We start from the raw sequence: 12,774 nt of genomic DNA on the forward strand, positions 1-12,774 counted from the left end.
AAGTATTCAAATAACGCAAATAATTATTAGATATTTTACTGTAAAGAAAGATAAATTATACTAAAGTATAAAAGCATCCGTTAATAAGAATGAGTGTAAAAAAGGATGCGTTAATTTTTATAATTTCCTTGTAAGAAATTATAATTATTGTAAATTGCATCACTATAATAAAACCCTATCAATTTTTAAATTAGGAAATGAAAAACATATTTAAAATAACATTCGCTGTTTTAACAACACTATTCTTCTTTAATTGTAAAAGTTCTGATAATACCAAATCGAGACTTACAGGTTTGCCATTTAACGATGCGAGATATGGTAACTTTATCAAAGGAAAATCGGATGCTGGTCAAAAACCACCGCTAGGCATGGTTGCTGTAGAAGGAGGTTCTTTTACCATGGGTCAAGTACAAGATGACGTTATGTTTGATTGGAACACCACCCCTAAAAAACTGCATGTTCGTTCCTTTTTTATGGATGAAGCAGAGGTTACAAATTCAGAATATTTTTTATATGTACAATATATGAAGAATGTTTTTCCACCTTCAGAAGAAAATTACAAGCATATTTACAGTGCTATTTTACCAGACACTTTGGCGTGGCGAAAAAGTTTAGGAAATACTGATATTTTATCAGAAAACTATTTCCGTAATCCAGCGTATTCAGATTATCCTGTGGTGGGTGTTAGTTGGTTGCAAGCAAATGAATATTGCAAGTGGCGTACCAATGCCGTCAACCTAAAAACATTAATTGATAAAGGTCATATCAAAAATATTTTTGAAACAGACACGATCAACAACTTTTTTGATACAGATGTTTTTTTAACCGATGATTCTCAATTATTTGACGGAGACACCACCGTTTATAAAAGAGGGGTAGGGAGAACTGTGCGAAAAAGAGGAGATCCAAAATTAAGTAGAGATGCTTTTCAAGGAAGAAAAATTACGCAAGCTGATGGTATTTTAGCGCAGCGTTTTAGATTACCTACAGAGGCTGAATGGGAATTTGCAGCAAAAGCGAACATAGAAAACAGAGAATACAACAATATTAGAGGACGAAAAAAATATGCTTGGAATGAGAAATATTCTCGATCTAAAAACAAAAGAACTAAAGGAGATCAATTAGGAAACTTTAAACAAGGTGAAGGGCAATATAGCGGTTTATCCGGTTGGAGTTCTGATGGTGCTGATATCCCTAATAAAATAAAATCGTATCCGCCAAATGGTTTTGGGTTGTATGATATGTCCGGGAATGTAGCAGAATGGGTATCAGATGTGTACAGACCTTTGATTGATAATGAAGCGAATGATTTTAATTATTACAGAGGGAATTTATTTACTAAAAAAATGATTGACGCCGATGGTAATATCGTCATTGCTGCAAATGATGCAGGCGCCATCGTAGAATATGATACGTTACCGAATGGACAAATTATTCCTAGACAATTACCAGGAACCATTAAATACATTCCGATTACAAAAAAGGATGCTTCTTTAAGAAGAAACTTTAAAGTAGCTAACAATGCTGATCTTGGCGATGGAGATTTAAACTCTTCTCGTTTTTACGAGGATGATGAAGACCAATTTATGTCAAGACCAAGTATGTACAACTCGCCTAAAAGTCCCCAAAGAATAAGAAATTCTGTTACCGGGGAAGAAGTTTTAACAACCGATGCAAAAAAACGTTCTACTTTAATTAGTAATAATACGAGAGTGTATAAAGGTGGCTCTTGGTCTGATAGAGAATATTGGTTAGACCCAGCGCAAAGAAGATATTTACCAGAATACATGGCCACAAATTATATTGGTTTTAGATGTGTATCTGACAAGGTAGGTCCGATGACCTCTGGCAAAAGAAAAGCCAGAAACCCTAGTAGATAAAATATATTTGTTACAATTGAAGCCTCATTATTGTCAGATATAATGAGGCTTTTTATATTTAAAAAATGAAAATAGCCAATCTTTATCGATTGTATCGTCAACATTTCCTTGTAGATACAGACACCAGAAACATTCGAAAAAACACCCTTTTTTTCGCTTTAAAAGGTGAAAATTTTAATGGTAATAGTTTCGCGGAACAAGCACTAGAACTAGGTGCAGCTTTTGCTATTGTTGATGAAGAAGCATACAAAACAAAAGAGGCTATTATTTTAGTTGATAATGTTTTAAAGACCTTACAAGCGCTCGCAAATTATCATCGGAGACAATTAAATATCCCTATCATTGGTTTAACTGGTAGCAATGGCAAAACTACCACGAAAGAATTACTTTATATGGTTCTGAGTAAAAAACACAATACACAAGCTACAAAAGGTAATTTAAACAACCATATTGGAGTGCCATTAACCCTACTTTCTATGACCGATAAAACTGAATTGGGCATTGTAGAAATGGGTGCGAATCATCAAAAAGAAATAGCATTTCTATGCACTATTTGTGAACCTGATTTTGGTTACATCACCAATTTCGGAAAAGCACATTTAGAAGGTTTTGGAGGATTCACAGGTGTAATTAAAGGAAAGTGCGAACTGTATACTTACTTAAAAGAACACCACAAAATTGCTTTTGTAAATCCTGAAGATGCGCTTCAGCTAGAAAAAACGAAAGGATTGCAAACCATCCATTTTAAAACTGCTGACATACAATTCTTATCCTTAAATCCATATGTAAAAATTTCTTACAAGAATCAAAGCATACAAAGTAATTTAATTGGCAACTATAATTATGCAAACCTTGCTGCTGCCATTACCATTGGTAACTATTTTAGCGTTTCTGAAGAAGCTATGAAAGCAGCTATAGAAAGTTATGTTCCTAAAAATAACCGTTCCCAAATCATCGCAACAAAGAACAATAAAATTATTTTAGATGCCTATAATGCCAACCCCTCTAGCATGCAGGTGGCTTTAGAAAATTTTGCAGCGATACAGGCAGCGGATAGCGTTGTTATTTTAGGAGATATGTTTGAATTGGGTGCTGAAAGTTTACAAGAACATCAAGCGATTGTTGATTTAGCTGCTTCTTTTAACTTTGAGCACACTTTTTTTGTTGGTGAACACTTTTATCAAACTACGACGAAAAAACATCAATTTAAAACCTATGAACAACTGGAAGCGTATCTCAAAGAAAATAGGCTCACACACCAATCTATTTTAATTAAAGGCTCTCGAGGAATGCGTTTAGAAAGAATTTTGGATTTTATTGATTGATTTCCATAGCATTAATATTGTATTAGATTGTCATCATATTTATGGTTTGACGGCAACGAAGCCTTCTTAGACGGTATCCAATTTTACCGCTCGTTACCACTTATTTGCTATTTTATATCCAAATTAATTTTAGGTCTAGCGCCTGCATATGATGATCTAACAGAAACGGTTCTTCGGTACTTAAAACTACACTAAAATACCTTAATGAATGTTATTTTTATGATATTCTAACAATTTATCAATGGGTCTTTGCACCACATCGGTCACTTTTAGATTGTTATTTTCTGCAATTTCTTCAAGAATATCTCTAAAATAATGCGCTATCGATCCTATAAAATAGATCGGTGTATCAGCTGTTTTATTGAAAGGTAACACTCTATATTTAAAAAACTCTTGAAATCCGTGAGTAATAATTCCTTTAATATACGTATTGTCTTTAAAATCGAACATAAACTTTGCAAAAGACGCTAAATACATATTCGGGTTTGGCACTCTGTACAAGTTTTTCTTAATGTAATCTGGACCTAAGTTAAACTCCTTTTTAAATTTTTGTGCAATCTCTAAAGGCATTTGATTGTAAAAATAATCGATAAGCAATCTTTTCCCAAAGTAATTACCACTGGCTTCATCCATTAAAATATAGCCTAAAGAAGGCACTAACATCTTTATGTGTTTGCCATCAAAATAACAACTGTTAGAACCTGTTCCTAAAATACACACAATGGCTGGCTTTTTACCAGCAGCGGCATATACAGCGGCTAACATATCTTCAGAAATCAATATTTTTGCATTAACAAAAATAGAAGCCAAAATCTTTTTTAAAATTTCAATTGGTTTTGGCGTACCACAACCTGCGCCATAAAAATGAATTTCTTCCACATCATCCTTCACCTTTATCAACTGAAACATGTTGATAATTCTATTGTGCAATTCTTCTTCCGGAACAATGGCAGGATTTAACCCCAAGGTTCTTACTCTAAATTCTTCCTGCTTATCGTCATTTATAGCAATCCAATCCGCTTTTGTTGATCCGCCGTCTGCAATTAAAATCATAATATCAATTTTACTCAAATATATTACAACTAAAATTAGTACACAATAGCTGTAAAAACTTCAATCGTTTTCGCTTCAACTATTTAAGCTTCTTTCGAAGAATTTTGCTAACATTCTTTCAATTCAAGGGCAATTTAACATCGAAATGTATGCATCCAGATTCCAAATAGATATTTTTGTGTTTGTGTTGGTTCAAGACACAATTTGAATAAAATGGAATCCATCGAACTGCCTCATTAAAAAACATATAAAACAACAGGAACAACCGATACCAAATACCAATGAAAATTGTAAATTTGTTATAAACCTGAGAATATGTTATTTTTCAAGAAAAAGGAAATTCCTTTACATGAATTTTTCCCGAAAGGATTTGTAGATATGCACTCGCATCTGCTACCAGGAATTGACGATGGTGCCAAAGATTTGGAAACTTCCATTGCCTTGATTCAAAAAATGGCTGCGTATGGAATTAAAAATATCATAACCACGCCGCATGTTTTAGGCGATGTATACCCAAATACCCCAGAAATAATTGAACGTGCTTTAAAAGAGGTTAGAGCAGCATTGCAAGAAAGAAACATAACGGATATTACCATTGATGCTGCCGCTGAATACATGCTGGATGAACAATTTTCTGCAACTTTAGAAAAGGATAAACTGCTCACTTTAAAAGACAACTATGTTCTTGTAGAAATGTCTTATTTTAATGCTCCTATTAATCTCTATGAACTATTATTTGAAATACAATTAAAAGGGTACAAACCTGTCTTAGCGCATCCTGAGCGTTACAATTTTTACCACCATAATTTTAAAGAGTATTATAAATTAAAAACATCCGGTTGCTTGTTTCAATTAAATTTATTGTCTTTAACCGAACACTATGGCAAACAGGTGCAAAAAACTGCCGAAAAACTTTTAAAAGAACATATGTACGATTTTGCAGGTACCGATGTACATCATCAAAATCATTTAAATGTATTGCGAACAGTGTCAACTAAAAAGAATAAAAACTTCCTTGAAAACATCATGCAAAAAAACATAAAAAGTTTTGGATGATAAAATAGGTAAACGAATGTTAAACACTAAACATGAATTATAAAGAAACTCTCTTTTTTATTGGGCAAAGTTTAACTATCAATCATGATCCTAAAAATAAGGTTTTGATTGAAGAACAGCTAAAATCTATATCTGTTGACTGGGAAGCAGTTGTAAAAGTAAGTACAGCTCATTATGTATTACCGGCTTTGTATTGTAATTTTCATAAAGCTAAATTTTTAAAATACTTGCCCAAAGATTTGGTTGAATTCATGAATAGCATCACTGATCTCAACCGCGAAAGAAATGAAAAATTATTTATTCAGGCAAAAGAATTGAATATTTATTTATTAGGGAACAAAGTTAAAGCTATATTTTTAAAAGGAGTAAGTAATTTGATAGCTAATCTTTACGATGACATTGGGGAACGGATGTTGGGAGATATTGATTTTATAGTATCAAAAAAAGATTTCGAAAAAACAATACATCTATTAAAAGAATTCGGTTATTATCAAATTGCTGCTGATTTACCAAAATTTCATAGACATTATCCATCAATGATAAAAAAAGACAACATTGGTGCGATTGAAGTTCACAAAGAACTATTGAGAGAAAGATATAGATCGAAATTTAATTACTCTCATATCGAACATAACTTGATAAAAATTAAAAATTTTTATTTCATAGCATACCCAAAACAATTACACTATAACTTATTAGTGCATCAAATAAATGATTTTGGGTTTATTTATAATTTTATTTCATTAAGAAAAGCATATGATGTATATCTACTTTCAAAAAAAGTAAATATGAAAAATTATTTGGATGAATTAAATGAATTTAAAAATCCCGTTAATTCTTTTATTGCTGCTCAAAATCAATTATTTAACACTGCTATTCCAAATAAAAAAAATAAAAAAATTCAGAAATATGTCAATATTTATAACAAGTTATTAAACAACCGAGTCTTTCGTGAAAAATTTCAAAAGAGAAAAAAGTCAAATATAACTTGGAGTAAAAGAATTAATATTTTGATAAAATCCTTTTACAAAAAAGACTACAGAGTTTTGTTAAAAAAAGAAATCAAGCGAAAATATATAAATAAAAACAGTTAAGCCTTGAAATACTATTTTATTACCTTCAACTTTTTTTTCTTATTCCGGGCCAAAAGTAGCCAAAGTCTCTAATAGTATTTGTATACTTCAAAAAAAACTCGATATGATTATTTTTCTTTATATTTTAAAGGGTATCTATTCTATTTAACATACATTCATCACAAAAATTAGAAATTAAAATATATCAAGTGTTGCTGGGCTATTTAATAAGTATTCTAGTTTTGAACGTCCCAAAAATTTTAATTTGCTTTCGGTTTGCCTGCGGTATACTTACTTTTTTTTAAAAAACCTAAATTATTTCAAAAGAAAAGGAAGCAAATTGCTTCCTTTTCTTTATTTCCCTATACTCCTAGAAAATTCGTTTATACCAAGGTTTTTTAACCTCATCTAAATATCCATTTCCGTAGCCATAGCCATAGCCATAGCCATAGCCATAGCCATAGCCTTTCGTAGTACCTGTATCGTTTAAAACAATCGCCATATTTGCTAGTTTTTTCTCTGTATATAAAGTCTGTGCAACATTTAACATCCTTTTGTCTAAATAATTAGCTCTTGAAACATATAAGGTCATATCTGCATATTTAGACACTAATAAAGTATCTGCTACCAAATTCACCGGAGCCGTATCTACGATGATGTAATCATAGTCCTTTTTAACTTCGTTAAATAATGCCGCAATCTTTGGGTTTAAGAGTAATTCAGCAGGATTTGGAGGTATTACACCCGAGGAAATAATATCTAAGCCTGGAATTTCTGGAATTGAAGATTTAAGATCGTTTAAATTCAGGGCACTATTTGTAATATAGTTTGTAACCCCTTTTCTTTCTGCTAGTCCCAAATATTTTGTAACTTTTGGTGCTCTTAAATCCATCCCTAATAACAATACTTTTTTATTTGATAAAGAAAGCGCAGCCGCTAAATTAATAGAAACAAAAGATTTTCCTTCTCCACTGGTTGTAGAGGTAACGAAAATCGCTTTACCCACAGTATCAACTTTATTTGGTAACATAAAGTTTAAATTGGTGCGAATTAATCTAAATGCCTCTGCGATTCCCGTTCTTGAGTCATTATTAATTACCACCTTACTATCCGAATCAGAATGAGGGACATCTCCTAAGAAAGGGATAGTCGTTAACTCCTCAATGTCTTTTCTTGAATGAATTTTTGTATCTAACAAATTTCTTATATAAATAAATCCAAAAGGAACTAGCAGTCCTACAATGAAAAAACCAACCAAAATCAATTTCTTATTCGGTGCAACAGGAATTAAAGAGCCGTAAGCTTCATCAATTATTTTTGCATTTGGAACTGTTACTGCCAAAGAAATTGAAGTTTCCTCTCTTTTTTTCAACAAATATGAATACAAACCAGAAATAATTTCTTGTTCTCTGGCGATATCAATAAACTCTCTTTCTAAATATGGTATCGCCTCTATTTTAGTATTTATTTTTGAAGCCTCATTTTTTACTCGATTTAATTTCATTTCTAAAGAAACAATAAGGTTTGATATACTTTGTATTAAATTTAACTTTAGAGCTTTAATTTGACGAGTATACTGAATTATCAGCGGATTCATTACCCCAGCATCTTCAGCTAAACTGTTTTTTTGTAATACCAACTCATTAAAATTTAGTATTGAATTTGATATCCCAATATCTGAAAAACCCAAATTTTGTGGCAATATCTCCTCTTTACCTGAAAAACTCTTTAAAGATTCTTTCACCCATTTGGCCACCTCCAATTCAGTTCGTATTTTAATCAACTCCTGATTAGTTTCAGAGAGCCCTTCTAAAGTTAATTCAGCCTCTCGCGATAGACCAGATATACTGTTTTCTACCTTATAGTTTTTAACGTCATCTTGAACCAATTTCAAATTTTCACCAATGGATACTAATCGCTGATCAATAAAACTCAACGTCTTTTGCGAGACTAAGCCTTCATCCTTAATACCATCTATATTATATTGTTTAACCAATTCATTGATTAAATCTTGCCCTTTCTCTCGAACATTAGTTATTAAACTTAATTTAATGATAGGTGACGTTTTAGCTATTGCAGTTATCTGAAGAGCCTTCAAATAATAATCAATCAATAGATCTCTTGGGTTTAGGCTAATAAGAATTTCGATTTGAGTTTTATTATCAAATACAATCTCAGAACTTGGATTTTTAAAAATTCTAAATGCTCCTAATTTGGTTTGAACCTTCTGCCCAAAGTTATGCTCTGATTTAAAGTCACCTTTTATATCTTGGAGGCTAAATTTATTATTTTCCGATATCAAAACTACAACTGAGGTGTCCCTATCCATTAACAAAGTATTTTTATAAATCCAATCAAAAACAATAGGATTGGACTTTTGATATAATTCAACTTTACGTATCCTTCCTTCTATAAAATAGGAAACATCAAGATTCAAGGAATCGATCGCACTACCTATAATCTTTCTTGACTTTATAATTTCGACTTCATTTTCTGGGTTGTTTGATGAACTTCCACCAATGATTCCAAGATCTTCAAATGCAGCCAATTCTGTAGAAATACCAGCTTGCTTGTTATCCTCTATCATAATTGTAGCAGCAACTTTATAGGTAGGTGTAGTATATCTTATAAAGATAAAAGCCGCTAAAATTGAAATTAAACCGCCAACAACAAATAAACGCCAATGAGAAACATATTTTTGTATCTCGTAATTAATATCGACCTGATCATTTTCTTCATTATACTTATTCATATTACAACTTTATTATCTCGTTATTATCTCGTTATTATAGTAATTAGGGAAATTAATACCGATGCCAGAGAAATAAATAAACCGGTATTTCTTGTATATGCAGCATCTTGAATTTTTGCATTATTCTGTTGTATATAAATCACATCATTTTGTTGCAAATAATAGACTGGTGATGTCATTATCTTATTTGATCTTAAATCAAAACTATATTTAGTTTTTTTCCCCAACTCCTCTCGCACAAGGGTAACATTCTCTCTTAATCCAGAAATATTTAGATCTCCTGCCATTCCTATGGCATCAAAAATTGTTACTCTTTCATTATCGATTTGAAATACTTTTGGTTGTTTAACATCCCCAATAACTGTTACTTTAAAGTTTGTTATTAGTATATTGACAATCGGATCTTTCAAATACTTTGGATACAATTTATCTTTAATTAACTCAATAGCTTCAATTCTTGTAAGTCCTCCTAGTTTTAGTCTCCCTAAAACCGGAAATTCAACCATGCCGTTACCATCAATCAAATACGATTGTAACTTCTGCACTCCTTGAGCACTCCCTGAGCTTGCTGAACTTAAAAACACAGGCAAGTTAAAAGGAATAGAGGCCTTCAAATCTTTTGATGAGATTATGATTTGCAATAGATCATCTGGTTTAAATGTTAACTGGTAATCATTACTCACTTTTGATTGATCAATTTCATCATATTGGAGATATATTAAATCTTTCTTTGAAACACATGAACTAAGAAAAAGTAACAACGTAAAAGGAAGGAATATAAGTTTGAATTTGGACATGGATTTAATTTTTGCGAAATTAATTAAAAAAATAAAGGTTACCTAGCAAAAATGCAGGATTTTAAACTAGAGATGTAACCCATATATTAAAGATTGTGTTTTTTTTATGTTACCCCAGTTTTCAATATTTTTAAACTCTTTATATTTCATGTTTAGAAAGAAATTTAATAATGTAAAGAATTATTTTGCACTGAATTATTTTATTTGTATTCTCTGTTTTTACCTAGTCTATTTCTGAATACCATTTAAAACAATATAACATAAATACAATTCTAGAAAGCATTTTCATCTTTCTTAAAAAACATAGACCAAGCGGTCGATAGTACTATTTTAATATCCAAAAAGAAACTCCAATTCTCAATATACCATATATCCGCAGCTGCCCTGTTCTCCATATCTTTTAACAATTTGGTTTCTCCTCTAAACCCATTGATTTGAGCCCAACCGGTAACACCCGGTTTTGCGAAATGTCGTACCATAAATTTATCTACCAATATTCGATATTCATCCGTATGCTTTAACATATGAGGTCTGGGCCCTACTAATGACATTTGATTGAATAGTACATTTATAATCTGAGGAAGTTCATCAATACTTGTTTTTCTCATAAACGCACCGAAATCCGTAATTCTAGCATCATTCTTTGTCGCCTGGAGGTTGTCTGAATCAGCATTCACAGTCATACTTCTAAATTTAAAACAGTTAAAAGCGATACCATCCTTACCGGTTCTTTCTTGCACAAAAAAGACAGGTCCTTTGCTCGTTAATTTAATAATAATTGCGATGATTGGAAATAACCAAGAAAATATAAATAATATTGTTAGGAGTGAGAAAAGCATGTCAAAACATCTTTTCAAAGTCCGATTCGTAATACTATTTAGAGGCTCGCTTCTTAATTTCAAAATCGGAATGTTCTGCACATAGTCAATAGAAAATGTTTGTGATAAATACTCTGAAAACTCAGGAATCACACGCACTCTGATCATGTTATTATCTGCATACCTAAATAAATCATTGATTAATTTACCTGCATGATGTGGCAGTGATATAATAATTTCATCCACAGGATTATTATCCAAAAAAGCTGTGACTTCAGATAACCCACCTTTATAATGCTCCTTAAGGTTATTTTTAACATTGGCATCTGTAAATAATCCTACAATTTTATAACCATATTTAGGTTTCAAATAAATTTCATCAATAAGGGTTGCTATATTCTTATTTAACCCCACCAATAGTACGTTCCTATAATTATTTCCTTGTTTTCTATATGTTTTTATGATGTACATCGCAAGAAATCGCCAAAATAATAGCCCTACAATGAAAAAAAATAGCACATAGATCAAAAATTGCGTTGAGAAATTAGTGTTTGTGCTAAAAAAGAGTACTCCACCAATTAATAAACTGAAATTAAAAACTGCATATATATTTTCGGATAACACTTTATATGTAAAAATAATTCTTGGTATCTCATATAAATTAAATTTCAGACTCACTATTACCCAAATAAAACATAGTACTAACGCACTGCTGCTATAAAAAATAATATCTGGGGAATTGCCATCAAAAACTACTAAATTTGCTAAGAAAAAAGAAATAGTTAGGAGGATTATATCTATTATAGAAAATAGTAACGGCGTAAATTTAGATTTTCCTTTTCGTGATTTTTTTTTTGACATATTAAAATAGCTATTTTATAAATAAAAATAAAATTTATTATTTCTTTTAAAAAAAAATAAAAAAAAATTTACTTTAATCTTTGTATCTAATAAAAACTTTATAAATCTATTCATTTTTTCTCATTAACTAGACACAAACTTAACAAAAAGTATTTGTTTTTTAAATTGATTCCAAACAAATAGAATGTTTAAATAAAAAACGTAAATATTTTTATCTCTAGGCACTAATAAAACACTGGGAATAACCTTTCTTTTATTTGATTAATTTATTTAAATATTTACCATATTCATTTTTAAGTAAAGGCTTTAAGCTCTTTTTCAATTGCTCATCAGATATCCACTTTTTCCTCCAAGCAATCTCCTCAAGACATGAGACCATTAATCCCTGTCTATTCTGGATCGTCTCAATATAATTTGAAGCTTCAAGCAATGATTGATGCGTACCCGTATCGAGCCAAGTATAACCTCTGCCCATTAATATCATCTTAAGTTTATTTTCTTTTAAATAATTTTCATTAACCGTTGTTATTTCTAATTCCCCCCTTTCAGAAGGAGCTATATTTTTGGAAATATTAATTACCGAATTTGGATAAAAATATAAGCCGACAACTGCATAATTTGATTTGGGTACCTCAGGCTTTTCTTCAATACTAATTACATTTCCATCTGCATCGAATTCGGCTACACCATATCGATTAGGGTCTTTCACATAATACCCAAAGACACAAGCTTCACCTTTACTTTTAACCGTTTCTATTGCATCAGATAACAAATTAGGAAAGCCATGACCATAAAAAATATTATCTCCCAGAACCAAGCATACATCGTCATTTCCAATAAAATCCTCACCAATAATGAAAGCTTGTGCCAAACCATCGGGTGAAGGCTGCACTTTATATGTTAACTGAATCCCCCATTGTTTGCCATCTCCTAAAAGTCCTTCAAACAGGGGTGTGTCTTGAGGCGTTGAAATAATCAATATTTCCTTAATCCCAGCTAACATAAGCGTGCTTATGGGATAATAAACCATAGGCTTATCAAATATTGGAAGTAATTGTTTAGATATACCTTTTGTTATTGGATATAAACGTGTCCCGGAGCCTCCTGCTAAAATAATTCCTTTCATAATATCTAATTTTTTATTTATTTACTAAATGCG

At 31.3% G+C, this 12,774-nt stretch carries 9 protein-coding genes; 4 read left to right on the forward strand and 5 right to left on the reverse strand.

The window, feature by feature from the left end; genetic code table 11:
• Positions 1–197 precede the first annotated feature (197 nt).
• Together gldJ and ATE90_RS08905 are read left to right on the forward strand one after the other, a co-directional pair.
• Positions 198–1,880, forward strand: coding sequence for a gliding motility lipoprotein GldJ (gene gldJ, locus ATE90_RS08900; protein WP_101451275.1), 1,683 nt, complete (start codon positions 198–200; stop codon positions 1,878–1,880).
• A 65-nt stretch (positions 1,881–1,945) separates the two neighbouring features.
• Positions 1,946–3,205 carry a UDP-N-acetylmuramoyl-tripeptide--D-alanyl-D-alanine ligase gene (locus tag ATE90_RS08905; RefSeq protein WP_101451276.1) on the forward strand — a complete coding sequence of 420 codons (1,260 nt, stop codon included), beginning with the start codon at positions 1,946–1,948 and terminating at the stop codon, positions 3,203–3,205.
• Positions 3,206–3,406: 201 nt separating this feature from the next.
• Here ATE90_RS08905 and ATE90_RS08910 read toward each other — a convergent pair whose 3' ends face one another.
• On the reverse strand, positions 3,407–4,258 hold the full coding sequence (locus ATE90_RS08910) for an N-acetylglucosamine kinase (RefSeq protein ID WP_101451277.1): 852 nt from the start codon (positions 4,256–4,258) through the stop codon (positions 3,407–3,409).
• Positions 4,259–4,573: 315 nt separating this feature from the next.
• On the opposite strand from ATE90_RS08910, the gene ATE90_RS08915 reads away from it, so the two are divergent.
• Positions 4,574–5,314, forward strand: a complete 741-nt coding sequence (locus tag ATE90_RS08915; RefSeq protein ID WP_101451278.1) for a tyrosine-protein phosphatase — start codon at positions 4,574–4,576, stop codon at positions 5,312–5,314.
• Between the two features lie 32 nt (positions 5,315–5,346).
• Positions 5,347–6,408 (forward strand): nucleotidyltransferase family protein, encoded by a 1,062-nt coding sequence (locus tag ATE90_RS08920; RefSeq protein ID WP_101451279.1) that lies wholly within the window; start codon positions 5,347–5,349, stop codon positions 6,406–6,408.
• 349 nt (positions 6,409–6,757) lie between these two features.
• Here ATE90_RS08920 and ATE90_RS08925 read toward each other — a convergent pair whose 3' ends face one another.
• The 4 genes from ATE90_RS08925 to rfbA form a co-directional block, all read right to left on the reverse strand.
• Complete coding sequence (locus tag ATE90_RS08925; protein WP_101451280.1) at positions 6,758–9,139, reverse strand: GumC family protein; 2,382 nt, start codon at positions 9,137–9,139, stop codon at positions 6,758–6,760.
• A 23-nt stretch (positions 9,140–9,162) separates the two neighbouring features.
• The gene (locus ATE90_RS08930; protein ID WP_254712311.1) at positions 9,163–9,822 is read right to left on the reverse strand and encodes a polysaccharide biosynthesis/export family protein; all 660 of its coding nucleotides are present in this window, start codon (positions 9,820–9,822) and stop codon (positions 9,163–9,165) included.
• Positions 9,823–10,208: 386 nt separating this feature from the next.
• Positions 10,209–11,615, reverse strand: coding sequence for an undecaprenyl-phosphate glucose phosphotransferase (locus ATE90_RS08935; RefSeq protein WP_101451282.1), 1,407 nt, complete (start codon positions 11,613–11,615; stop codon positions 10,209–10,211).
• Positions 11,616–11,868: 253 nt separating this feature from the next.
• Positions 11,869–12,741 (reverse strand): glucose-1-phosphate thymidylyltransferase RfbA, encoded by an 873-nt coding sequence (rfbA, locus tag ATE90_RS08940; RefSeq protein WP_101451283.1) that lies wholly within the window; start codon positions 12,739–12,741, stop codon positions 11,869–11,871.
• Positions 12,742–12,774 lie beyond the last annotated feature (33 nt).

The sequence above is a fragment of the Polaribacter sp. Hel1_33_96 genome (assembly GCF_002846595.1).
Lineage (GTDB): Bacteria > Bacteroidota > Bacteroidia > Flavobacteriales > Flavobacteriaceae > Polaribacter.